The organism is Burkholderia sp. AU33803 (assembly GCF_002223095.1).
Taxonomy (GTDB): Bacteria; Pseudomonadota; Gammaproteobacteria; order Burkholderiales; family Burkholderiaceae; genus Burkholderia.
The window spans coordinates 681,044-704,740 of sequence record NZ_NKFJ01000006.1; the positions used below are offsets into that span (position 1 = coordinate 681,044).

23 protein-coding genes and 1 pseudogene are annotated in these 23,697 nt (G+C 68.8%); 12 read left to right on the forward strand and 12 right to left on the reverse strand.

Annotated elements, in window-relative coordinates; all coding sequences use genetic code 11:
* Positions 1–216 precede the first annotated feature (216 nt).
* From CFB41_RS20320 to CFB41_RS20340, 5 genes are all read left to right on the forward strand, one after another.
* Positions 217–1,344, forward strand: a complete 1,128-nt coding sequence (locus CFB41_RS20320; protein WP_143329527.1) for a porin — start codon at positions 217–219, stop codon at positions 1,342–1,344.
* A gap of 39 nt (positions 1,345–1,383) precedes the next feature.
* On the forward strand, positions 1,384–1,605 hold the full coding sequence (locus tag CFB41_RS20325) for a DUF3311 domain-containing protein (protein WP_089457684.1): 222 nt from the start codon (positions 1,384–1,386) through the stop codon (positions 1,603–1,605).
* Entirely contained in the window at positions 1,602–3,080 is a 1,479-nt protein-coding gene (locus CFB41_RS20330; RefSeq protein WP_089457685.1) for a sodium:solute symporter, read from the forward strand. The genes CFB41_RS20325 and CFB41_RS20330 overlap by 4 nt, the downstream gene beginning before the upstream one ends.
* A 56-nt stretch (positions 3,081–3,136) precedes the next feature.
* Positions 3,137–4,609 (forward strand): amidohydrolase family protein, encoded by a 1,473-nt coding sequence (locus CFB41_RS20335; RefSeq protein WP_089457686.1) that lies wholly within the window; start codon positions 3,137–3,139, stop codon positions 4,607–4,609.
* An 84-nt stretch (positions 4,610–4,693) separates the two neighbouring features.
* On the forward strand, positions 4,694–5,158 hold the full coding sequence (locus tag CFB41_RS20340; protein WP_089457687.1) for an Ivy family C-type lysozyme inhibitor: 465 nt from the start codon (positions 4,694–4,696) through the stop codon (positions 5,156–5,158).
* 145 nt (positions 5,159–5,303) lie between these two features.
* On the opposite strand, the gene CFB41_RS20345 is transcribed toward CFB41_RS20340, so the two are convergent.
* Positions 5,304–5,825, reverse strand: a complete 522-nt coding sequence (locus CFB41_RS20345) for a GNAT family N-acetyltransferase (RefSeq protein WP_089443159.1) — start codon at positions 5,823–5,825, stop codon at positions 5,304–5,306.
* Between the two features lie 203 nt (positions 5,826–6,028).
* On the opposite strand from CFB41_RS20345, the gene CFB41_RS20350 reads away from it, so the two are divergent.
* Positions 6,029–6,412: a hypothetical protein gene (locus CFB41_RS20350; RefSeq protein WP_089457688.1), complete on the forward strand. Its 384-nt coding sequence runs from the start codon at positions 6,029–6,031 to the stop codon at positions 6,410–6,412.
* A 54-nt stretch (positions 6,413–6,466) separates the two neighbouring features.
* Here CFB41_RS20350 and CFB41_RS20355 read toward each other — a convergent pair whose 3' ends face one another.
* The 4 genes from CFB41_RS20355 to CFB41_RS20370 form a co-directional block, all read right to left on the reverse strand.
* Positions 6,467–6,985, reverse strand: a complete 519-nt coding sequence (locus CFB41_RS20355; RefSeq protein WP_089457689.1) for a RidA family protein — start codon at positions 6,983–6,985, stop codon at positions 6,467–6,469.
* A 274-nt stretch (positions 6,986–7,259) separates the two neighbouring features.
* Positions 7,260–8,030 carry an ABC transporter substrate-binding protein gene (locus tag CFB41_RS20360; RefSeq protein WP_089443156.1) on the reverse strand — a complete coding sequence of 257 codons (771 nt, stop codon included), beginning with the start codon at positions 8,028–8,030 and terminating at the stop codon, positions 7,260–7,262.
* 142 nt (positions 8,031–8,172) lie between these two features.
* Positions 8,173–9,402, reverse strand: a complete 1,230-nt coding sequence (locus CFB41_RS20365) for a cyanate transporter (RefSeq protein WP_089443155.1) — start codon at positions 9,400–9,402, stop codon at positions 8,173–8,175.
* A gap of 196 nt (positions 9,403–9,598) precedes the next feature.
* On the reverse strand, positions 9,599–10,456 hold the full coding sequence (locus tag CFB41_RS20370) for a helix-turn-helix transcriptional regulator (protein WP_089457690.1): 858 nt from the start codon (positions 10,454–10,456) through the stop codon (positions 9,599–9,601).
* A gap of 95 nt (positions 10,457–10,551) precedes the next feature.
* Here CFB41_RS20370 and CFB41_RS20375 point away from each other — a divergent pair, with 95 nt between their 5' ends.
* Positions 10,552–11,445: an SDR family oxidoreductase gene (locus tag CFB41_RS20375; protein WP_089443153.1), complete on the forward strand. Its 894-nt coding sequence runs from the start codon at positions 10,552–10,554 to the stop codon at positions 11,443–11,445.
* 55 nt (positions 11,446–11,500) lie between these two features.
* Here the strand turns inward: CFB41_RS20375 and CFB41_RS20380 are convergent.
* The 4 genes and pseudogenes from CFB41_RS20380 to CFB41_RS20395 all read right to left on the reverse strand — a co-directional run.
* A pseudogene (locus CFB41_RS20380) lies at positions 11,501–11,620 on the reverse strand (zinc-binding dehydrogenase); the annotation flags it as partial.
* A 10-nt stretch (positions 11,621–11,630) separates the two neighbouring features.
* Positions 11,631–13,016, reverse strand: a complete 1,386-nt coding sequence (locus CFB41_RS20385) for an FAD-containing oxidoreductase (protein WP_089457691.1) — start codon at positions 13,014–13,016, stop codon at positions 11,631–11,633.
* A 208-nt stretch (positions 13,017–13,224) separates the two neighbouring features.
* Complete coding sequence (locus CFB41_RS20390; protein WP_089457692.1) at positions 13,225–13,803, reverse strand: hypothetical protein; 579 nt, start codon at positions 13,801–13,803, stop codon at positions 13,225–13,227.
* Positions 13,804–13,852: 49 nt separating this feature from the next.
* A complete protein-coding gene (locus tag CFB41_RS20395) occupies positions 13,853–14,317 on the reverse strand; it encodes a GNAT family N-acetyltransferase (protein WP_089457693.1) in 465 nt (154 codons plus the stop codon).
* Positions 14,318–14,467: 150 nt separating this feature from the next.
* Between CFB41_RS20395 and CFB41_RS20400 the strand changes: the two genes are divergently transcribed.
* On the forward strand, positions 14,468–15,106 hold the full coding sequence (locus tag CFB41_RS20400; protein ID WP_089457694.1) for a LysE family translocator: 639 nt from the start codon (positions 14,468–14,470) through the stop codon (positions 15,104–15,106).
* 97 nt (positions 15,107–15,203) lie between these two features.
* On the opposite strand, the gene CFB41_RS20405 is transcribed toward CFB41_RS20400, so the two are convergent.
* Positions 15,204–16,415, reverse strand: coding sequence for a hypothetical protein (locus CFB41_RS20405; protein ID WP_089457695.1), 1,212 nt, complete (start codon positions 16,413–16,415; stop codon positions 15,204–15,206).
* Positions 16,416–16,909: 494 nt separating this feature from the next.
* On the opposite strand from CFB41_RS20405, the gene CFB41_RS20415 reads away from it, so the two are divergent.
* From CFB41_RS20415 to CFB41_RS20430, 4 genes are read left to right on the forward strand one after another with little or no spacing between them, the layout of a single operon-like run.
* Positions 16,910–17,680 carry a DUF3348 domain-containing protein gene (locus tag CFB41_RS20415; protein WP_089443148.1) on the forward strand — a complete coding sequence of 257 codons (771 nt, stop codon included), beginning with the start codon at positions 16,910–16,912 and terminating at the stop codon, positions 17,678–17,680.
* 10 nt (positions 17,681–17,690) lie between these two features.
* Positions 17,691–20,738 (forward strand): DUF802 domain-containing protein, encoded by a 3,048-nt coding sequence (locus tag CFB41_RS20420; RefSeq protein WP_089457696.1) that lies wholly within the window; start codon positions 17,691–17,693, stop codon positions 20,736–20,738.
* A 3-nt stretch (positions 20,739–20,741) separates the two neighbouring features.
* The gene (locus tag CFB41_RS20425; RefSeq protein WP_060343323.1) at positions 20,742–21,386 is read left to right on the forward strand and encodes an OmpA family protein; all 645 of its coding nucleotides are present in this window, start codon (positions 20,742–20,744) and stop codon (positions 21,384–21,386) included.
* Entirely contained in the window at positions 21,383–21,997 is a 615-nt protein-coding gene (locus tag CFB41_RS20430; protein WP_089443146.1) for a DUF2894 domain-containing protein, read from the forward strand. Before CFB41_RS20425 ends, CFB41_RS20430 begins: the two co-directional genes overlap by 4 nt.
* 13 nt (positions 21,998–22,010) lie before the next feature.
* Here CFB41_RS20430 and CFB41_RS20435 read toward each other — a convergent pair whose 3' ends face one another.
* Both CFB41_RS20435 and CFB41_RS20440 read right to left on the reverse strand, forming a co-directional pair.
* Entirely contained in the window at positions 22,011–22,583 is a 573-nt protein-coding gene (locus CFB41_RS20435; RefSeq protein WP_089443145.1) for an NADPH-dependent FMN reductase, read from the reverse strand.
* A 63-nt stretch (positions 22,584–22,646) separates the two neighbouring features.
* A complete protein-coding gene (locus tag CFB41_RS20440) occupies positions 22,647–23,237 on the reverse strand; it encodes a histone acetyltransferase (protein ID WP_089457697.1) in 591 nt (196 codons plus the stop codon).
* Between the last annotated feature and the right edge of the window lie 460 nt (positions 23,238–23,697).

Sequence of the window (23,697 nt, forward strand, 5' to 3'; positions counted from 1 at the left end):
CACGCGCGCCTTCGTTTGTCTTGCAGCGGCGCGCCGTCCCCGCTCGTTTCCTCGTCATTCGATTTTCAACTGCCGCTCAGTTGAACATTTCATTTCTTGATGTGATTGCGGCTGGATACCATCCAGCGACTGTCTATACAACCCGATCGGCGCGTATGGGCGGGCTCAAAAAAACACAACACATCGATGAACAGGTTTGGAGCGGAGAAGACGGAGATGGTGAGAATCAAAGGTGGGAAGGCGGGCGCCGCAGGCGTGGGCGCAGCGGTGGTCATGCTGTTTGCCGGCGCCGCGCACGCGCAGTCGACGGTGACGCTGTACGGGATCGTCGACGCGGGCGTGACCTACACGAACAACGCGAAGGGCCACGCATTGTGGCAATTCACCGGCGGCAACGAATCGGGCCCGCGCTGGGGCTTGATCGGCACCGAGGATCTCGGCGGCGGCCTGAAGGCGAACTTCCGTCTCGAAAACGGCTTCAACGTCGCGAACGGCGCGCTCGGGCAGGGCGGCCGGATGTTCGGGCGGTCTGCGTGGGTCGGCCTGAGCGGCGCGAACTGGGGCGCGGTGACGCTCGGCCGCCAGTACAACTCGACGCAGGACATCCTCGGCTCGCTGCAGATGAGCAGCTTCCTCGCGCAGTACTCGACGCACCCGTTCGACAACGACGACATCAACAACACGTTCCGCACCAACAACGCGGTGAAGTATGTGTCGCCGACGATCGCAGGCCTGCAGGCGAACCTCGTGTACGGCTTCTCCAACTCGACCGGCTTCGCGAACGACAACAGCTGGAGCGCGGGCGTCACGTACGTGGACGGGCCGCTCAACGCGGGCGCCGCGTATGCGCGCGTGAACCATCCGGCGGTCAGCACGAGCGGCGCCGTTGCTTCGGACAACTACTATCCGGCGTCGGCATCGGTGTTCGGCGCGAGCCTCGGGAACGCGATCCGCCAGCAGATCTGGGGCGCGGGCGGCAGCTACGCGATCGGGCCGGCCACGCTCGGCCTGCTGTACACGGGCTCGAACTTCGGGCAGGCGACGGGCGGTGCGCTGCGCTTCAACAACTACGAAGGCAGCCTGCGCTACCTGATCACGCCGGCGCTGATGGCCGCGGCCGGCTACACCTATACGCAGGTCGCGCGCGCCAGCGACAGCGGCCACTATCACCAGGTATCGGCCGGCATGCAGTACCTGCTGTCCAAGCGCACCGACGTGTACGTGAACGGCTTCTACCAGAAGGCGTCGTCGGGTATCGGCCGGGCGTGGATCGACGGCACCGACAGCGCGTCGTCGACGACGTCGCAGGTGGCGGTGGTGGTCGGCATCCGCCAGAAGTTCTGATGTTCTGACGCCCACGCGCGTCTTCCGGAGGAGGCACTCATGAAACTCAAACTGTTGCTGGCGGCGTTGCCGTTCGTCGGAATGTATGCGGGCGGCTCGCTCGCCGAGGTGCGGCCGCTGCTGTTCGGGCTGCCGTTCCTGCTCGTCTGGAACCTGGTCTGGATGGCGGCCACCGCCGCGATCCTCGCGATCCTGTTCCATCTCGATGAACGCGATGAACGCGCCGCGGCCCGCGCCGGCCGCCCGGGAGACGTGCGATGAACGCTTCGATCCTCATCATCGCGGCGTTCGCCGTGTTCGCGCTCGCGATCGGCGTGATGGCGCGCCGCGGCCGCAAGCTTACGCTCGAGCAGTGGGCGGTCGGCGGGCGCGGCTTCGGCTCGCTGCTCACGTTCCTGCTGATGGCCGGCGAGGCATTCTCGACGTTCTCGTTCCTCGGCGCGAGCGGCTGGACCTACAGCAAGGGCGTGCCCGCGTTCTACATCCTGTCGTACGGCTGCCTCGCGTTCGTGATCGGCTACTGGATGCTGCCGGCGATCTGGCGTTACGCGAAGGCGCGCGGGCTCGTGTCGTTCGCCGACTACTTCGCGGCGAAGTACGACAGCCGCGCGATCGGCGTGCTGGTGTCGGTCGTCGCGGTGTTCTCGATGGTGTCGCTGCTGATGATCCAGTTGCGCGGGCTCGGCGTGATCGTGTCGGAGATGTCGTACGGGCTGATTCCGCAAGCGGCCGCGATCTGGATCGCCGCGACGCTGATGGCCGTGTACATGGTCGTGTCGGGCATCCACGGCTCGGCGAGCATCGCGATCTTCAAGGACGTGCTGATCCTCGCGATCGCGATCTTCCTCGGGCTGTACCTGCCGATGCATTACTACGGCGGCCTCGGCGCGATGTTCGCGAAGCTCGATGCCGCGCATCCCGAACTGCTGCGCATGCCCGAGCACGGCTTCAACCTGAGCTGGTACAACTCGACGATCCTGCTCACGTCGCTCGGCTACTACCTGTATCCGCACGGCTTCACCGCGATCTACGTCGCGAAGGACGAGCGCGCGCTGCGCCGCAACGTGATCCTGATGCCGCTGTACCAGGTGCTGATCGCGTTCCTGTTCCTCGTCGGCTTCGCGGCCGTGATGACCGTGCACGGGCTCGAAGGCGCGCAGGCCGATCTCGCGCTGCTGCGGCTCGTGAAGCAGACGTTTCCTGCATGGTTCGTCGGCATCGTCGGCGGCACGGGCCTGCTGACCGCGCTGGTGCCGGGTTCGCTGATCATGCTGAACGCGTCGACAACGATCGCGCGCAACATCTACCGCGAAGGTTTCGCGCCGAACGCGACCGACCGCGAGGTGACGCGCGTCGCGCGGATCGCGCTGCCGATCTTCACGCTGGTGGTCGTCTACTTCGTGCTGCGCGGCGGCGCGACGTTCGTCACGCTCGCGATCTTCTCGTCGAGCCTGCTCACGCAACTCGTGCCGATGCTCGCATCGAGCTTCCTGAAGCGGCCGTTCGGCACGCGCGAAGGCGCGTTCGCGGGGATCGCCGCCGGCGCGATCGTGATCGCGATGACGAACACCTATGGCGTGACGCTCGCGTCGCTGTTCCCGCGCGCGCCGAACACGCTGACGTCGATCAACCCCGGGCTCGTCGCGCTCGCGGTGAATGCGGTGGTGTTCGTCGTGATCAGCGCTGGGCAGCGCAGGCTGAAGGCGCGGGTTGCTGCGCCGGTCGGTTCCGCGTGACGACTGGACGGCTGGGCGGCAATGACATCAATCGAACGACAACAGGACACTATGCGATGACGACCGAGGACAACCGAGCGGACAACCGCGAAGCGATCGACACGCTGATCGCGAACGGCTGCGTGATCACGATGGACCCGCAGCGGCGCGTGATCGAGCATGGCGCGGTCGCCGTGAAGGGCGATCGGATCGTCGCCGTGGGCGGCACCGACGAACTGCAGGCGCGCTACCGCGCCGCACGCACGATCGACGCGCGCCGCAAGGCCGTGCTGCCGGGCCTGATCGATGCGCATGCGCATGCGGGCCACGCGATGCTGCGCACGATCGGCGGCGCGGACGGCGATGCATGGTCGGCCGCGGCCGAGACGATCTACACGCGTGCGTCCGACGAGGCGTTCTGGGAGACCGAATCGCACCTGGCCGCGCTCGAGCGGCTGAAGGCCGGGGTGACGACGGGCGTGTCGCTGCTCGGCGGCGGCAACTCGATCATGCGCGTCGACGATCCGGTCTATGCACGGCGCCATTGCGATGCGGTCGTGCGCACCGGTACGCGCTCGATCGTCGCGGTCGGCCCGTCGCGGCCGCCCGCGCCGCGTGCTTACACGCGCCACACGCCGGACGGCAGCGACACGCGCGACATCGACTTCGACACGATGTACGCGGTGTGCCAAAGCATCATCGACGAATGCCACGGCGATGCCGACGGCCGGATCCGCATCGCGCTCACGCTGCCCGTGTACGGGCCCGAGCACGACCCCGAACTCGCGCGGTACGAACGCGACTTCCGCGACCAGGCCGCGCGTTACGGCGCGCTGGCGCGCGAGCGCGGGCTGACGTTCACGCAGGACGGCCACCGCGCGGGCACGCTCGCGTTCGCGCACCGCGAGCTGGGCTTGCTCGGCCCGACGTCGTTCATGTCGCACAGCATCGACCTGACCGACGACGACATCGCGGCATGCGTCGAGACGGGCACCGCGATCGTCCACAACCCGAGCGCGATCATGTCGATCATCGGTCGCTGCCCGGTGCCCGAGCTGATCGATGCGGGCGTGACGGTGGCGATCGCGTCGGACGGCGCGGCGCCCGATCGCGGCTACGACATGTTCCGCCACATGTGGCAGTGCATGCATTACCACCGCCGGCATTTCCGCGACCCGGACGTGTTGCCGCACGGCAAGGTGCTGGAGATGGTGACGATCGACGCGGCGAAGGCGCTGTCGGTCGATCACGAAGTCGGTTCGCTCGAAGCGGGCAAGCTTGCCGACGTCATCCTCGTCGACCTGTTCCGGCCGCACATGATGCCGATGAACATGCCGGTGTATCGCGTGACGTGCTTCGCGAACGCGGCCGACGTGTGCATGACGATGGTCGGCGGAAGGGTGCTGATGGAGGATCGGCGCGTGTTGTCGGTCGATGAGCAGGCGATTCTCGAACGGGTGAACGAAGTCGCGGCACTCACGATCAAGCGCAGCGGGTTGCGTCACCTGCTCGACGAGCCGAAGACGCTGTGGGGGCGCAGCCGCTATTGACTGACAAAAATTGACACGACGGGACGAACTCTTGTCGGTTTTGTGGCGACTAAGGAATCGTCACATCGATAGGAGTATGGATAAATGAACGTCAGGATGCCGCTTGCCGCTGCCGCGCTGATCCTCACCCAGGCCGCATGGGCCGCGGGCCCCACGCCGACGAAAACCTGGACGATGAGCGCGATCCCCGGCGATCGCGCGGCGAGCGATGCATTCGCCGCGATGAAGAAAGGCCACGCGGTGCCGGCATGGGTGACGAACGGCACCGAATCGCCGGCGACCACCGTCGTGTTCGGCGGGCACGACGTTTACGTGATGACGGCCTGCAAGCCGCACAACTGCGGGACGGAGCGCGTCGCGGTGCTGTACGACCCGCAGAAGAAGGTGATGTACGGTGTGCTGTCCGTCGCAAGCCCGAAGGAGGGCGCCGAGAAGCTGACATGGCTCAATATCGGCGGCGGTAGCGAATCGATCGACGGACGGACGATTCTGTATGCGGCGCTGACGGGCAGCCTCGAGAACCACCCGGACGCGTTCAATTACAAGTGATGCCGGCCGATTGACGGTCAGTCATGCATCAATCGCCGTCGCTGCCCGAACGGGGCGACCGAAGTGAAGCAGGGGCGTCGCGCGATCCTACGCGACGCCCTTTTTCTTTTGCCAGCGCGCCTCGGTCGGCATGCCGCTACGAAGGTCAGCGACGGTAGATGAACTCCAGGTCGGTCGCTTCCCCGACCTTGAAATCGTACGTGCCGACGCGCTTGAACCCGGCTTTCTCGTAGAAGGCGATGGCCTTCGCGTTGCCGGACCACACGCCCAGCCACACCGGGCCGGGGCGTTCCGTGGCCAGATAGTCCAGTGCGGAATCGAACAATGCGCGCCCGGCACCGGTCCCTTGCGTGCCGCGCCGAAGGTAGATCTGATGGATCTCCCCGGCACCGTCGGTAACCTCCGGGTGCGGGAGCTTGCATGGCCCTGCGTGCGCATACCCTACCAGCCGGCCGTCGTCGCTTTCGGCGACCCACGTGCGGCACTGGGGATCGTTGAGCTGGCCCGTGACCGTTTCCACCGAGTAGGTCTGGGTTTCGTACGCAGCCAGATCGTGCGGCGGGTAGTCGATATTGAATCCGTCATGCAGAAAGGTTTCGCGAAACGTGTCGCGCTTCAGTTCGGCGAGCGGGATGGCATCGGACGGCATGGCAACGCGGATCAACATGGAGGATGGCTGGGTTCGTGGATCGGGCCGACAGTTTATCCCGGCTGACGAACGGCTTGCGAGCGCCGGGTCGACCTGCGTGTAAGCCGTATCAAGGGCGTATGAGCCCGCACCTGATCAACCGCAAGGCAATCCCGCCGATGCCGGTGGTTGACCGCCGACGGACATGCTAGGATTTCCGACAAACAACTTCGGAGACTGCCATGCCGTTCATCTGCGAAAACGTTGCATGCCGCGCCGTGCTGGCTCGCGGGCAGGTCAGGCCCCATCAAGAGGACGCGGGGTGGTGCTTCCACTGCCCGGACTGCAACACCCGGAACGAGTTGATGTACGTCGACGTGGCCGGCGGCGCCGTCGAACTGGTTCAGCCGGAGCGAGCCAGCCCGCCGCACAAGGTGGTGGCGACGGCCCGGCCGTTGCAGGACGGCAAATACGCCGCGCAGTTGAGCGTGCAGCGGGCGCTCGCCGTGAAGGGAACGTACGCGGCCGAAGAACACTGGGATGAACTCGGTGTGTTCGGCGACGCGCAGGAAGCCGTCGCGCACGCGAAGTCGTTCGCCACCGACCTGTTGCAGCGAGCGGCGTAGTCGCTCCGTACGACGCTGGCGGGTCGTGCCTGTCGCGATCGCTCGCGACAGGCGTCATGGCTTGTCGAGCACGGCGATACAGTCGATTTCGACGAGAAAGTCGGGATTCGGCAATGACGCCACGATGGCGGTACTTCGGGTCGGGAATTTCCCGGCCTGGAAGTATCCCGCGTAAATGCTCCCGGCCTGGAAGTATCCCGCGTAAATGCGGTTCATCTCCTTGAAGTCTTCCCGGCGCACCAGCATCACATCCACCTTCACCACGCGGTCCCATCCTGTGCCTGCGGCCTTGAGGATGCCCGTGACGTTCTCCATCGCCTGGGTCATCTGCCTGGTGAAATCGCCGACGGCGAGCTTGCCGTTTCGGTCATAAGCGGGAATCCCCGAAACGAACACAAGATTGCCGGCTTTGATGGCCGGGGCGAGTGGTACGGGGATCACGTACTGATCGGGGGGCTGCACATATTCCAGCGGTGTCCGAGCGGAAGCGGCTTGCTGACCCATCGGTGTCGCACAGCCGTCCAGAAGGAGGCCGGATCCGACGAGTCCGGCAACAAGGAAGGGCGTTCGCATCGTGTTCTCTCCCGGGATCGGTCCAGTGCGCGATCCGGCAGTGGGCACGCTGCGAGACAGCGGATCGTGAACTCCTCCAGACAGTTTAGGAAATCGAAGTACAAAGGGTTAGGTTTCCCGCGCGGGAGGGTGCCGTACCGGGAGAAGGGGGCGGCCGGTGCTCCGTTTGTCCTACGAAAGGCGGCTGGCGATCGGTATCGACGGGTCGAGGAAATTATGCAGGGGCGTCGTGCATTCGTGTACGACACCCCTTCGCGTTGCCTCGTTCGTCCCGTCAGTTGTAGATGTCGAACGAAAAATACTTCTTCGCGATCCGCTGGTACGTCCCGTCCTGGATCAGGCTCGCCAGCGCCTGGTTGATCTGCGTGCGCAGCGCGTCGTCATCCTTGCGCACGCCGATCGCCGAACCCACACCGAGTGTCTTCGGGTCATGCAGCGGCGGCCCCGCGAATTCGAAGTTCGCGCCCTTCGCGGTTTTCAGGAAACCGAGGTCGGCCTGCACCGACGATTGCAGCGACGCGTCGAGCCGCCCCGACAGCAGGTCCTGGTAGACGAGATCCTGCGTCTGGTACGTGCGGACGATCACGCCCTTCGGCTCCCAGTACGTGCGCGCATAGGTTTCCTGCGTCGAACCCTGCTCGACGCCGACGCTCTTGCCCTGCAGCGATTCGGGCGTCGGCTGCAGGTTCGAGCCGCGCCGCGCGACGAGCCGGGGCGGCACGTTGTCGATCTTGTCCGTGAATGCGATCTGCGCGAGGCGCTTCTCGGTCACGCTCATCGACGACAGCACGCCGTCGAACTTGCGCGCCTTCAGCGCGGGGATCATCCCGTCGAACGCGTTCTCGACCCACACGCAGCGCACCTTCATCCGTTCGCAGATCGCATTGCCGAGATCGATGTCGAAGCCGACGAGCTTGCCGTCGGGCGCGAGCGATTCGAACGGCGCATAGCTGGGGTCGACGCCGAGGCGCAGCACCGCCGGGTCTTTCGCGGCGGCGGCGCCGGCCGTCAGCGCGAGCGCGACGGCCAGAACGAGCTTTTTCATGTCTGTCTCCAATACCGATTGATGTTGTTTGTCGTGAAGCGAACCAGCGGCCGTCGGGCGTGACTGCCCGCGCCCGGCCATGCGCGGGCGGCTGGACGTTGCGCCGGCAGCGGCCGGCGAAACGTCCGGATTCGAAGGGGCGTTAGCGGGCGGCGCCGGTGATGCGCAGCATGCTGTGCCGGTAGCCGGCGGGCGCGAACGCGGCGTTCAGCGCGGCCATCGCGGCGATCACGCCGAGATGCATCCACCACGCGATCGCGAAGCCGCCGCCCGCGTCGCGCAGCCAGCCGATCAGCCAGGGGCTGGCCGCGACGGTCAGGAAGCCGATGCCCTGCACGAACGCGGCGAGCGCGCCGGCGAGCCGGGCATCGGGCAGGTGGTCGAGGGTGACGATCAGGCTCATCGAGAAGAAGCCGCCGAGACCGAGGCCGACGCTCGCGACCCAGAGCCATGGCGCGAGCGCGGGCAGCGTCGCGAACCCGATGAAGCCGGCCGCCTGCAGCGCGAGCGTGAGCCACAGCACGGCGCGGCGGTCGGGCGAGCGTTTTGCGAGCATCGGCATCGCGAGCGCGCCGGTCGCCTGGAACAGCGCCATCCACGCGAGCAGGTTGCCGCTCGCTTGCGGGCTCATGCCGATGCCGCGGTAGAACGCGGGCAGCCACGCGACGAGGCTGGCGTAGCCGCTGTTGCTGAGCCCGAAGAACAGCGCGAGCTGCCACGCGCGCGGAATGCGGATGAACGCGGTGAGCGGAGCCGATACGGCCGTCGCGCGCACGGCGTCGCGCGGCGCCTTCGCCCGCCACAGCGCGAGCGTGACGAGCGCGGGTACGGCCCACACGGCGAGCGCGAGATGCCAGCCGCCGTGCGCGGCGAGCCACGGGCTCGCGACCGCGCCGAACGCGCCGCCGCCGACCAGCGCGGCCGAGTAGAGGCCCATCGCGAGCGGCAGCCGGTCGACGAACCAGCGTTTCGCGAGGCCGGGCACGAGCGCCTGGATCACGGCGACGCCGGCGCCCGCGACGATCGCGGTGCCGATCAGGCCGGCGCTGCCGTCGGTCCACAGGCGCACCGTGCAGCCTGCCGCGATCAGCGCCAGCGCGACGCTCAGCGCGCGCTGCTCGCCCACGCGCCGCGCGAGCCCGACGCCGACTCCGGCGACGACACCCATCAGCACGAACGGCAGCGTGGTCAGCAGCGCGGCCGCGCGAAAGCCGAGGCCCGTGTCGGCGCGCACGACGTCGAGCACCGGGCCGAACGCGGTCAGGAACGGACGCAGGTTGAGGCCGGCCAGCACCAGCAGCGCGAGCGCGCCATAGGACACGGAAGCCGCATGCGGGCGGGGGACGGCTTGCGCGGTGCCGGGGTCGGACATCGGAATGCTCCAGGGAGGGGCCGGTGGCCCTGTGATGCGATGCCGAAAGGGTAAGCGCGCGCTACGCCAGGTGAAAATTAAATATTCGACTGGGAATCAGTGCGGAATGCGATGGGGCGTCACGGGGCGACGGGGGCGGATGGCCGTGGCCGGCGAGACGGTTCGACGGCGCGTTCATCAGATGAAACGCGCGCCGTCATGCCACGGGCATCTGCTCGGCCAGCGCTTGTGCGCGCGCGGCCACCAGCGACCGGACGAGCGCGCGATCGGCCGCCGTTTCCGGCGTAAAGATCACGAGCGTCTGGTCGGGCCGGCCGTTCACCGCGAACGCCGAATATTCGAGCGCGATGCGCCCGACCGCAGGATGGTGGATCTCCTTGGTGCCTTCCTCGTGCGAGCGGACATCGTGGTCGCGCCACAGCGCGTCGAACTCCGCGCTCGCCGCGCGCATCTCGTCGACGAAGGCCTGAACGGCCTGCGTCGCACCGCCGCGCGCAACGTCGGCGCGAAACGCGCCCACCGCGAACCGCGCGACGCGTTCCCAGTTCGCCTGCACGCCGCGCACGTGCGGATCGACGAAGATGAGCCGCAGGATGTTGCGCCGTTGCGGCGACAGCGTCGTGTAGTCGGTCAGCGTCGCGGCTGCCGCGTCGTTCCACGCGACGACGTCCCACGTCGCCGAGCGCACGATCGCGGGGCTCGCATCGAGCGAATCGAGCACGTGCTGCACGCGCGGCGACACATGGTCGGCCGCGTGATAGCGCACTTCCGGCAGGTGGCCCACGCCGATCAGGAACAGGTGCTCGCGCTCGGCGTCGTTCAGCAGCAGCGCGCGGGCGAGCCGGTCGAGCATGTCGGCCGACGGCGCACCGCCGCGCCCCTGCTCGAGCCACGTGTACCACGCGGTGCTCACGTGCGCACGCTGGGCGACTTCCTCGCGCCGCAGGCCCGGCGTGCGGCGGCGCGTGGCCGGCAGGCCGAGCGCGGCCGGGTCGAGTTTCTCGCGGCGGGCCCGAAGGTATGCGCCGAGCAGGTTGTCGGGGGCGTCAGCCATAGCCTGTTAGTTCGTTTACCGGTAAACCGTCACGACTTCACCGTGCACGGCGATCGACAGATAGTAAGCCTCCCTGCCATCCGGAGGTGTTGAACATGCGTGTCTTTGTTACTGGAGCGTCGGGCTTCGTCGGCGCGGCCGTCGTGGCCGAACTCATTGCTGCCGGGCACTCGGTGCTCGGCCTCGCGCGGTCCGATGCGGCCGCGTCGTCGGTCGCGGCGGCCGGCGCCGAGGTCCATCGCGGCTCGCTGGAGGATCTCGACAGCCTCACGCGCGGCGCCGAAGCCGCCGATGCGGTGATCCACACGGGATTCAATCACGACTTCTCGCGCTTCGCGCAGAACTGCGAGCTCGATCGCCGCGCGATCGAGACGATCGGTGCGGCGCTCGCGGGCTCGGCGCGGCCGCTGGTCGTCACGTCGGGCCTCGCGCTCGTCGCACCCGGGCGCGCGGCAACCGAGGACGATCCGCCCGTGCCGGTGTCGTCGACCTACCCGCGGGCGTCCGAAGCGACCGCGGCCGCGCTGGAGGCGCGCGGCGTGCATGCGTCGGTCGTGCGCCTGCCGCCGTCCGTGCACGGCGACGGTGATCACGCTTTCGTGCCGCGCCTGATCGCGTTCGCGCGGGAGAAGGGCGCGTCGGCGTACATCGGCGAAGGCGACAACCGCTGGCCGGCCGTGCACCGGCTCGACGCGGCGCGTGTGTACCGGCTCGCGATCGAGCGAGGTGCGGCCGGTGCGCGCTATCACGCGGTCGACGATACCGGCGTGCGGTTCAGGGACATCGCGGAAGTGATCGGCCGGCGGCTGAACGTGCCCGTCGTCGCGAAAACGGCGGCGGAAGCCGGCGAACACTTCGGCTGGTTCGCGATGTTCGCGGGGATGGATGCGCCGGCCACGAGCGAGCGTACGCGGGTGTCGCTCGACTGGGCGCCGACGCAGCCGGGGTTGCTGGCCGATATCGACCGGCCGCGGTATTTCGAAAGCTGAACGGCGGCGGGCATGCTGCTGTTGACAGACGAGTGGCCCGCCCGCCTCGCAACGTTCAGACCGTGGCGACGATCTTCCCGACCTGCGCGCCGGCTTCCATGTAGCGATGCGCTTCGACGATGTCGTCGAACGCGAACGTGCGATCGATCAGCGGCTTCAGCGCGCCGGCCGCCACCCGCCACCCGTCATTCGACCGGATGCAGATCCTGCAGCAACGTCGGCACGAGCTCCGACACGGTCGGGTGGATATGCATCGCACGGCTGATCGTCGTGTACGGCGCGCCGGCGGCCATCACGTCGAGCATCCCGTGCACGACTTCGTCGCCCGTCACGCCGAGGATCGACGCGCCAAGGATCGCGTGGCTGTCCGCGTCGACGATCACCTTCATGAAACCCAGGCTCTCGCCTTTTTCCACCGCGCGGCCCACGCGCGTCATCGGACGCGTGCCGACGAGCAGCCGGCGGCCGGCCTGCTTCGCTTGCGCGAGCGTCATGCCGACGCGGCCGAGCGGCGGATCGATGTACAGCGCGTACGCCGCGATGCGATCGGACACCTTGCGCGGATCGTTGTCGAGCAGGTTCGCCGCGACGATCTCGTAGTCGTTGTACGCGGTGTGCGTGAACGCGCCGCGCCCGTTGCAGTCGCCGAGCGCCCAGATGCCGGGCACGTTCGTGCGCAGCTGTTCGTCGACCTCGATGTAGCCGCGCGCGTCGGTCGCGACGCCCGCGCGGTCGAGCCCGAGATCGTCGGTGTTCGGCACGCGTCCGACCGCGAGCAGCAGGTGCGAGCCCGCGACCTCGCGGCCGCCGCCCGCGCAGTCGAGGCCGACCGCGATGCCGTTGCCGTCGCCGTTGCGCCGCGCGCTCAGGCAGGTCGCGTCGAGCTGCACGTCGATCCCTTCGTTTTCGAGAATCTCGCGCACCGCCTGCGACACGTCCTCGTCCTCGCGCCGGATCAGGCGCGAACCCTGCTCGACGATCGTGACCTTCGACCCGAAGCGGCGATACATCTGGCCGAACTCGAGGCCGATGTAGCTGCCGCCGACGATCACGAGATGCTCGGGCAGGAAGTCGACGTCCATCATCGTCGAGTTGGTCAGGTACGGCACCGTGTCGAGGCCCGGCATGGTCGGCACCTGCGCGCGCCCGCCGACGTTGATGAAGATGCGTTCCGCTTCGAGCAGGTCGTCGCCCACGCGCACCGTGTTGGCCTGCTCGAAGCGGGCGTGACCCTGAAACACGGTGGTGTTCGCGAGGCCGCGCACCCATTGCTCGACGCCCTGGTTCGAGCGGCCGGAGATCTGGTCCTTGCGCGCCTTCACGGCTTGCATGTCGACGGTGATGGGGCCGCCGACCGACACGCCGTATTCGCCGGCGCGCCGCGCGAGGTGCGCGGCGTACGCGCTCGCGATCAGCGTCTTGGTGGGGATGCAGCCGGTGTTCACGCAGGTGCCGCCGAAGCGGCCGCGCTCGATGATCGCGACCTTCATCCCGGCGGCGGACAGCCGCGCGGCGAGTGGCGGCCCGGCTTGACCGGTGCCGATGACGATCGCGTCGAAGTGTTGCGTCATGACGTCCTCCAGTGCGGGTGCAGCGAGGGAGCGTAGGCGGGCGAGCCGCGTGCGAGGCCGGCGCGCGGTCGCGCGACGGCGAGCGCCTATGGTAGTCCTGTTGGCGTGCGCTCGCGAGCGCGGGAGAAGCGGGATGTGACTGCGTCCGGCCGTGCCCGCGCCGGCCGGCGTGCGATGCAACCGGTTGCGGCGCGTGGCACCGGCCGCGTCAGTCCTTGCGTTTCCATTGGCCGAACGACACCGGCCGATGCGCATCGGCGCGCGTGACGGTGACGTGGTCGGGCTGGTCGTCGAGCGGGAACGATTCGGTGACGATCTGGTTCGAGAACAGCCACCCGTGCGTGCGCGGGTCGTAGCGGAACGTCACGTAGTCGCTCCAGTGCTGCCCGCACGCGACGAAGTTCTGCACGGTGAAATAGTGGCCCTTGATCGCGAAGCCGTTGTCGGCGGCATCTTCGGGATCGAACGGATCGCACTGGCCGCCTTCGTTCGCGCGCAGCACGACCTGATCGTTGCGCGCGACGAGCCGGAATGCGTGATCCGGTTGTTCCTCGAAGATCAGCAGCGGACGCGGCGACGGCTGCTCGCGCGTATCGACCGCCCGATGCACCACGACGAGCCAGCTGTGCCGCCCGTTGTCGAGATCGGGCCCGGCGTGCGCGACGAGCGGCTGGAAGCCGGCGGGTAGCTGCGCGGCGACCGATTTCGGCAGTTCGCCGGCGCGGGCGTTGAACGAGAGCGCGGCGAGCAGCGGAACGAGCACGAACGGCAGGCGGGAAGCGCGCATCACGGGGTGTCCGGTCGAAAGGAAAAAAGAGGTGCCGATGGCGTGGATATTACAAGTCCCGCCCGAGAAACTCGGTGCCCGGCACCGGGTTGAACGCGACGGGCGGCGCGGGTGTGAAGCCGAGCGACGCATACAGCTTCCTGGCCGCGACGAATTCGGGCAGCACGTCGAGGCACATCCGTGCATAGCCGGCCGCCTTCGCGTCGTGGAGCAGCCGTTCGACGAGTTGGCGGCCGACGTTCAGCCCGCGCGCGTCGGGGCGCACGTAGACGCGCTTCATCTCGCACGTCGTCGCGTCGATCTCGCGGAACGCCGCACAGCCCACCGCGCGCTCGCCTTGCCACGCGAGCAGCAGCCGCCCGCGCGGCGCCGCGTACTTGCCGGGCAGCGCGGCGATCTCGGGCTCGTAGTCCTGGAAGTCGAGGCTGACGGTCGGGCTCGCGATGTACTCGCGGAAGATCGACTCGACGGCACGGGCGTCGTCGGGATAGCGGGCGGCGCGAATCTCGATCATGGGGGGCGGCGCGAATCACGGGAAAGGGGCCAGCATAGCAGCGCAAAGTTGCTTTCGGCCATGCGCGAAGCGTGCCAGAATCAGCGGCTAGACCCTCGGAAACGACACGCAGGCGCTGGCGATTCGGCGTCGCTCACCAAGGAGACTTCGATGACTGCATCGGCTGCCGTACTCGCCATCCTGGCCGCGCTGTTTCTCGGCGCGATGATTCCGGGCCCGAGCTTCGTGCTGGTTGCCCGCAATTCGATCGGGCTGTCGCGCCGCGACGGGCTCGCGACCGCGCTCGGCATGGGCATCGGCGGCATCGTGTTCGGCGGCGTCGCGCTGGCCGGGCTCTATACGCTGCTGCAGGCCGTCGAATGGCTGTACGTGGGCCTGAAGGTGGCGGGCGGCGCGTACCTGATCTACATGGCGTCGAAGATCTGGCGCGGCGCCGACCGGCCGATCGCGATGGACGATCCGCAGGCGCTGGCCGGCGGCAGCGCGCGCAAGTCGTTCTGGACGGGCCTCACGACCCAGCTCAGCAACCCGAAGACGGCGATCTGGTACGGCAGCATCTTCGCGGCGCTGCTTCCGCAGCATCCGCCGCTGTGGTGCTATCTGGCGCTGCCGCCGCTCGTGTTCGGCGTCGAGTTCGGCTGGTACACGATCGTCGCGCTGTGCTTCTCCACGCGCCGGCCGCGCGAGCTTTACCTGCGCGCGAAGAAGTGGGTCGACCGCATCGCCGCCGGCGCGATCACGCTGCTCGGGCTGCGACTGATCCTGAATGCGCCGAAAGCGGGCATCTGACCGCATCTGACCGCTTCCATTCCCGATCCGCATCGCACGGCGGCCGGCCATTCCCGTGGCCGTCCGCCGGCGCGCGCCGCGCGAACGCGCATCGGCATCAGGCTTCGCTGAACCGCGCCAGCATCGCCGTGAAGCGCGCGTCGTCCGGAAATGCCTTCACTTCATACCGCACCGGGCGATGCCCGGTGGCCGTCATCAGGTCGCCGCACGTGCGCAGCAGCTCGGCCATCGGCACGTAGGCGGATTGCCCCGTCGAGCCGCGATGGAGCGCGACGATATCCGTTTCGGGCAGCAGGGAAGGCACGCCGTCGCTCCATACGCCGACGCTGAACAGGCTGCCGTCCTGGCGCTTGTACACCGAGTAAGCCGCCACGAAGAGGTCGGTGCCGTTGCGCTCATGCACGTCGTTGAGCAGCATCCGCTGATCCTGGTAGTCGCCCGCGAGCTCGCCGATGCGCAGCGCATGCAGCTTCGCTTCGAGCCCGGCCGGCACGAAGCGCCGCCAGGCGGCGCCGTCCCAGCGCAGCATCAGCGGCGGCAGCGGGCGCGGCTGCGCCTGCGCCTGTTCGGCGAGGTCGACCATGGCGGCGAGCCCGGCCGGGTTGCGGTCGCCGGTGAGCAGCAGCACCGCGCGGTTCGGCGCCATCACGACCGGCGCGCCGGCGATCGGCTGCCGGTGGAGCAGGTCGGTCAGCAGTAGCCGCGCCGCGTCGTACGCGTCGTCGAATTGCGACAGGAATACCCCGTTCGGCAGCGCGGCCCACGGCGTCGATGATGCGGCCCGCAGGTTGTCGATCGCGATGGCGCAGGCTTCGTCGAACGAGACGCCCCATTGGTCGAGCGTCGCGGTCGGCAGGCGCGCGATGTTGAACTCGCCGTCGTACGCGATGCCGATTTCGAGGTTCTCGCACAGCGGCCGGAACGCCAGCGCCGTGATGCCGGGCTGCCCGGCCAGTTGCAGCGCGGCCACGCAGCGCTCGGTCGCGCTGCGGATCACGGGCCGCAGCTTCGCGCGCGCGACGGCGAAATCCGTCGGGATCTCGTGCTGCATCATCGCGTTCGCCTGGCGCTTCAGCACGGTGTCCCGCTCGGACGGCTTCGCGGCCGCGTAGTCGCGAAACAGGTTGTTCAGGTTGATGATGTTCGACGGCGCATCCGACTGGACGAGGCAGCCCTTCTCGTCCTCGTGGCGCCAGGTGCGCGTGTCGCCCGACGCGCGCAGCGTGGCGATCAGGCGTTCCGCGAAGGCCTGCGGGGTCGGCGGTTTGCCGAAACGGTCGCGCAGGCGCGTGACGAGATTGGCAAGCATCGTGTGCGGTCGGGCCGGGCCCGTCTGTTGTCGTCGTGGGTCGGTGGCGCCCGGTCTCGGCGGCGCCGCCCGCGGCCGGCTCGCATGGCTCGACGGGTGCTTTGATGGTAGTGCAACGCGGCCGGTATCGTCGGACGATATTCGTAACCGGCGGGGGGCGCGGTGGTGGGCGGCGGCGAGGCGGGGGCGGGAGGGGGAGCAGGAGTCGGGGCACGAGCAATGCCAAGGGCAGCGGCAACGGCAACGGCAACGGCAACGGCAACGGCAACGGCAACGGCAACGGCAACGGCAACGGCAACGGCAACGGCAACGGCAACGGCAAGGGCAATTGCCCGGCAGGACCGCCGCAGCAGCAGCCTCCAGTCGCCCGCCAAGCCTTGCGCGGCGGGCGTTCGCGTGTGTCGCCCGCCGCGCCGATCGGCGCCGCTTCCCCGATTCTGGCGGCCGACCGCCCGGCGACGTGTAAACTGCTGCCTTTTTTGACGGTTTGCAGCATGGTGCAAGCACCTCCGCGCCCGGCGCTGAGCGGCCCGGCGCTCGTCCGGTTGCTCGCGCGCCTGGCCGATGCCGACGTCGCGGAATCCCGGCAGACGCTGTCCGATCGACTGAGCCAGTGGCTCGGCTGGACCGACGCGATCACGCTGTCGTCCGCACTGAACGCGAGCCCGCCGGGCGTCGCGGCCGGCGTGCGCGGCTACGACGCGGAGCGCGACTGCGCACGCGTGCGCCACGAGCTCGCGCAGGCGATCACGGCCACCAACCGGCCGCGTGCGCGGCGCCGGCCCGGCGATCCGCCGCCGCCGGCCGCCGACACGGCCGATTTCGCGGACTTCCGCCAGCGTTATCTGACCCTGCAGCAGGACATGGAAACGGCGATCGGCCAGTTGCGCGGCCGCCTGCGGGTCGCGGTCGCCGCGCGTTCGTCCGGGATGGCGCGGCTCGCGACGCTCGACGCGATCATGGAGCGTGTGCTCGGCGCGCGCGAGCGCAGCCTGCTGTCGGCCATCCCCGCGTTGCTCGCCACCCGTTTCGGGCGGCTGCGCGACGCGGAGCGGCAGGCGCTGGCCGATGCCGAATCCGCAGCCGCAGCCGATCCGGCCGATGACGACGGCGCGGTGGTGGCCGACGCCACGGCCGTCGCGGCAATCGTGCCCGGCGCATGGCTCGATACGTTTCGCGACGAGATGCAAAGCATCCTGCTTGCCGAACTCGAAGTCCGGTTTCAAACGGTAGACGGGCTGCTCGCGGCCCTTCGCACCAGCTAATCAACACGCTATGTCCAGAATTCGCCTTGATCTCGTTGTCTTCGTCGCCGGTCTGCTCGCTGTGGGCTGGATCGGCGTCGGCTATGTCGCGTCGAACCCGCTGGCGGCGGCCGTCACGCTGCTGATCGCCGCGTGCTACGTCGCCGGCGCATGGGAATTGCTGCGCTACCGGCAGGCCACCGCCACGCTGTCGCGCGCGGTCGCCGGCCTGACCGAGCCGCCCGCGAAGCTCGACACGTGGCTCGACACGCTGCACCCGGGCCTGCGCGGTGCCGTGCGTGCGCGGGTCGAGGGCGCGCGCGTCGCGCTGCCGGGCCCGTCGCTCACGCCTTACCTCGTCGGCCTGCTCGTGCTGCTCGGCATGCTCGGCACGCTGCTCGGGATGGTCGTCACGCTGAAGGGCACCGGCGCCGCGCTCGAAAGCGCGACCGATCTCGACGCGATCCGCGCGTCGCTGATCGCGCCGGTGAAGGGCCTCGGGTTCGCGTTCGGCACGTCGATTGCCGGCGTCGCGACGTCCGCGATGCTCGGGCTGCTGTCCGCGCTCGTGCGCCGCGAGCGGATCGACGCGGCCCAGCAGCTCGACGCGAAGATCGCGACGACGTTGCGCGTGCATTCGTCCGCGCATCAGCGCGACGAATCGTTCCGGCTGTTGCAGCGCCAGGCCGACGTGATGCCGGCGCTGGTCGACCGGCTGCAGACGATGATGACGACGCTCGAGGCGCGCAGCGTCGCGCTGCACGATCGCCAGATCGAAAGCCAGCAGGCGTTTTTCGACCGGACCGAGCGCGCGTATGCGGGCCTCGCGTCGAATGTCGGCGACGCGCTGAAGGAAAGCGCCGCCGAGAGCGCGCGCGTGGCCGGTGCCGCGCTGCAGCCGGTCGTCGCCGCGACGATGACGGGGCTCGCGCAGGAGATGGCCGCGCTGCGCGACACAGTGACGGGCGCCGTGCAGCGTCAGCTCGACGGGCTGACGGACGGCTTCGAGAAGACCACCGGCAACGTGACGGCCGTCTGGAACCGCGCGCTCGACGAGCAGCGCCGCGCGGGCGATGCCGTCGCGCAGCAGCTGCAGACGACGCTCGGCCAGTTCACCGACACGTTCTCGCAGCGTTCGACGGCGCTGCTCGACGGCGTGGCGACGCGCCTCGAATCGACTGAAAGCCGCCTGTCGGAAGCATGGCGCGATGCGCTGTCGCGCCAGGAGCAGGTCGGCGAGACGCTGGCCGGCCAGCATGCGCGCGCGCTGGGCGAGGCCGCCGCGACGTTCGAACGCCATTCGGGCGCGACGCTTGCCGCGATGCGCGAGTCGCACGCGGGGCTGCAGGCCGACCTGGCGGCACGCGACGAGCAGCGCGTCGCTGCATGGAACGATTCGCTGGCCGCGCTGGCCGCGAAGCTCGGCGACGAATGGCAACGCGCAGGTGAGCACAGCGCGGGCCGTCAGCAGGAAATCTGCGACGCACTGGCGCAAACGACGCGCGATCTCGCGGCGCAGGCTTCGACGTTCGAGCAACGTTCGAACGAATTGCTGTCGACGATCCGCGATTCGCACACAGGCTTGCAGACGCAACTGGCCGCACGCGACGAAGAACGCCTCGCCGCATGGAACGACTCGCTGGCCGCGATGGCCACGAAGCTCGGTGACGAATGGCAGCGCGCAGGCGTGCACAGTGCGGGCCGTCAGCAGGAAATCTGCGACGCACTGGCGCAAACGACGCGCGATCTCACCACGCAGGCTTCGACGTTCGAGCAACGCTCGAACGCGTTGCTGTCGACGATCCGCGATTCGCATACGGGCCTGCAGACGCAACTGGCTGCACGTGACGAAGAACGCCTCGCTGCATGGAACGATTCGCTGGCCGCGATGGCCACGAAGCTCGGCGACGAATGGCAGCGCGCAGGTGTACACAGTGCGGGCCGTCAGCAGGAAATCTGCGACGCACTGGCACAAACGACGCGCGACCTGACCGCACAGGCGTCGACGTTCGAACAACGCTCGAACGAACTGCTGTCGACGATCCGCGATTCGCATACGGGCCTGCAGACGCAACTGGCTGCACGCGACGAAGAACGCCTCGCTGCATGGAACGACTCGCTGGCCGCGATGGCCGCGAAGCTCGGCGACGAATGGCAGCGCGCAGGCGTGCACAGTGCGGGCCGTCAGCAGGAAATCTGCGATGCACTGGCACAAACGACGCGCGACCTGACCGCACAGGCTTCGACGTTCGAACAACGCTCGAACGAACTGCTGTCGACGATCCGCGATTCGCATGCCGGCCTGCAGACGCAACTGGCCGCGCGCGACGAACAGCGCCTGGCGGCATGGAACGACTCGCTCGCCGCGATGGCCGCCGCGCTGCGCGACGAATGGGCACAGACAAGCGCGCAGGCCGCGTCGCGCCAGCAGGACATCTGCGACACGCTGGCCCGCACCGCGAACGACATCACCGCGCAGGCGCAGGTGCACGCGAGCGACACGATCAACGAGATCGCGCGTCTCGTGCAGGCTGCCTCGGAGGCGCCGAAAGCCGCGGCCGACGTCGTCGCCGAGCTGCGCCAGCGCCTGTCCGACAGCCTGGTGCACGACACCGCGATGCTCGAGGAACGCAGCCGTCTGCTCGCGACGCTCGAAACGCTGCTCGGCGCGGTCAACCACGCGTCGACCGAACAGCGCACCGCGATCGATGCGCTCGTCAGCACGTCGGCCGACCTGCTCGATCGCGTCGGCGCGCGCTTCAACGACACCGTCGATGCCGAAACGCGCAAGCTCGACTCGGTGGCCGCGCAAGTCACGGCAGGCGCCGTCGAGGTCGCGAGCCTCGGCGACGCGTTCGGGATGGCCGTGCAGGTATTCGGCGAGTCGAACGACAAGCTGCTGACCCATCTGCAACGCATCGAGGCCGCGCTCGAGAAGTCGCTCGCGCGCAGCGACGAGCAGCTCGAGTACTACGTCGCGCAGGCGCGCGAGGTGATCGACCTGAGCATGATGTCGCAGAAGCAGATCGTCGAAGACCTGCAGCAGCTCGCCGGCCGGCGGGCGAGCGTCGGAGCGTAACGCATGCATGACGAAATCGACGGCGGCGCGTCTTCCGCGCCGGTATGGCCCGCGTTCGCCGACCTGATGTCGGTGCTGCTCGGCGCGTTCGTGCTGATCCTCGTCGGCGTGATCGGCATGCAGCTTCAGCTCACGTCGAAGCTCGAGGAGGCCGTGCGTGCGCGCCAGCAGGAAGCGCAGCAGCGCAAGTCGCTCGAGCAGGCGCTTGCCGGGCCGCTCGCGGCCGGCCGCGTGACGCTCGTGAACGGCCGCATCGGCATCAGCGGCAACGTGCTGTTCGCATTGAATTCCGACCAGTTGCAGCCCGCGGGCCGTGACCTGCTGAAGACGCTGGCCGCGCCGCTCGGCGCCTACCTGAAGACGCGCGACGAGATCCTGATGATCAGCGGCTTCGCCGACGACCAGCAGGTGCATGCCGGCAACCGCCTGTTCGCGGACAACTGGGAACTGTCGGCCAAGCGCGCGTTGACGGTCACGCGCGCGCTGATCGACGCCGGTGTGCCGGCGTCGTCGGTGTTCGCGGCCGCGTTCGGCTCCGAGCAGCCGGTCAGCTCGAACGCGGACGATGAAGGTCGCGCGAAGAACCGCCGCGTGGAGATCGCGCCGGTGCCGCGCAAGTCCGCTTCGAACGGAGGGAAGGCGAAGTGACCGGCGACGCGACGCACGTTCGCGCGACGCTCGACGCATGGCGCGAGCAGGGTGCCGACCGGCTCGATCCGGTGCGCTTTCACCGGATCGACGCGCTCGAACGGCGCGCGGCCGCGGTCGAAGGCGATGCGCGCGCGTTGCTCGACGCACGGCTGGCGACATTGCTCGCAGGCTTCGAGGAGATCGTTGCGCGCGCCGGTGACACGGCAACCGCAAGCGGCGCGGCCGGTGTGCCCGTGCGCGGCGCGCTGGCGGCACTCGTCGAGCGGCTCGCGCGCGATGCGCAGGCCGACCGGCGCGGGCTCGATCCCGAACTGGTCGACTACTTCCGTACGATGTGGTCGAAGGTCCGCACGGAGCAGCAGTACCGCCAGTCGCTCGACCAGGTGCCGCGCAACGCGGGGCCGCTCAATTCGAACAGTCTCGTGCACCGGTCGCTCGCGACGATGCGCGAGTTGTCGCCAGCTTATCTGCAGCAGTTCCTGTCGTATGTCGACGCGCTCGCGTGGCTCGAGGATCTCGCCGGCGGCGGCGCGCAGCCCGAGAAGGAAGCGCCGCGCGCGAAGGCGACCAAGCCGGCGAAGAAGGTGACGCGCACGAAGGCGCGGTAACGAACGCGGGTGGCTACCGGCCCGGCTCGGCCTCCTGGATAGCCGCGCGCAGCGCGTGCAACGCATCGGCCAGCGCCGCTGCGAACGGCGGATGCGCGGCGATGCCCGCCGCGTCGAGCTGGCTCCCGAGGATCGGCAGCGTGATCGACGCGCGCTCGACGATGTTCGCCGACATCACCGACAGCGTCTCCCGCAGCGCGGCGTCCGCATGCGTCGCGCGCGGCGACGCATTCAGCACCGCGACCGGCTTGTACACGACGGCCTCGCATCCCACGATCCAGTCCAGCGCGTTCTTCATCACGCCCGTTACGCCGTGCGCGTATTCCGGGCTGGCGATCAGCAGGCCGTCGGCGGCATTCACGCGGTCGATCAGGTCGCGCACCGCGGCGGGCGACGGATATTCGGTATCGGGATTGAACAGCGGGAATTCGCCGAGACGATCGAAGCGCACGATGCGCATGTCGCGCGGCGCGATGAGCGCGGCCGCATCGAGCAACGCGGCGTTGTACGACTGCGCGCGCAGGCTGCCGCACAGCGCGACGATGTCGAGGTGGCGGTCGGCGTGGGGGCGGAGATCGGTGGTCATCGATGGGCGTGTCGGTTGGCGCGTCGCGTCGCGGAGCGCGTCGCGTCGCGCAGGTCGCACGGATTATCGCACCGGGGTTCGGGCGGCGCCGGCCATCCCCGTCACGCGCGCGAATTCCTCGATCTCCCATCCATGACCGAGCATCAGCCGCCGCGTATGCAGCGCGCCGTGCACGTCGTCGGCGACGGTTTCGCCGAGATAACGCAGCGCACGCCCGTCGATATCGACGAAGCCGTGCCGGTAATCCTGCGCGAGCGCCGTCCACAACTGCGCGGCGCCCACCGACTGGCGCGCGCCGCTGATCAGGCACAGGCCCGCGTCGAGCCCCCAGCGATACAACGTCGTCGCGAGCCCCTTGCGCTGCGCGGACCCGCGCAGCCGCGTATGCGGCGCGCGCAGGTAGCGGTCGGCGCGGCGCGGGATTTCGGGCAGGCGGTTGAACACCGTATAGCCGGCGAGCTGGCGCGCGGCCGGATCTTCGACATACAGGAAGTACTCGCCGTCCGCCTCGCGGTGGCGGACGATCAGGCCGGAGCGGCCGAGCGCGACCGCCGGCAGGCCGTGCAGGCGATGGCCGGGCTGGTGGAGACGCGCGTAGAGCGTGTCGAGTTCATCGTCGATGTCGTGCTGGGAATGCTGTACGTCGATACGCATGGCAAAGGTCGCCCGTCCCGGGCGGTCCGAGAAAGTGGTTCATCGCAAACGGGGAAAGGAATGGCTGCGGCCCCCGGGCTCGGCGAAGCGAGCCGGGGCCGCGAATCAGCTGGGGATGTGCTGGAAACCGGCGGCGATCGCGGCGAGGCCCGCGATGCAGAGTGCGAACAGGATCAGGACTTTGTGGATCACGTCTCTCTCCTCATGAATGCGCGGCGCCGAAGGGCGGCATCGCGGAGACGGTGAGCGGCGGGCACGGCCCGCGCGGCCGTCGTGCGGGACGACGGTCGAAGGTCCGGGCGACACGCGCGCAGGTCGGGCGCCGTATCGCACGCGGACGGGCAGCACCATACGCGACGTGATTCGGGTGGGCAATCGGACAGGAGATGAAAAGCGACGAAAGGCGGAGAATCGCGTCGTTTCGCGACAATTGGCCGCATGGGGGCGTGCCGTCGCCCGA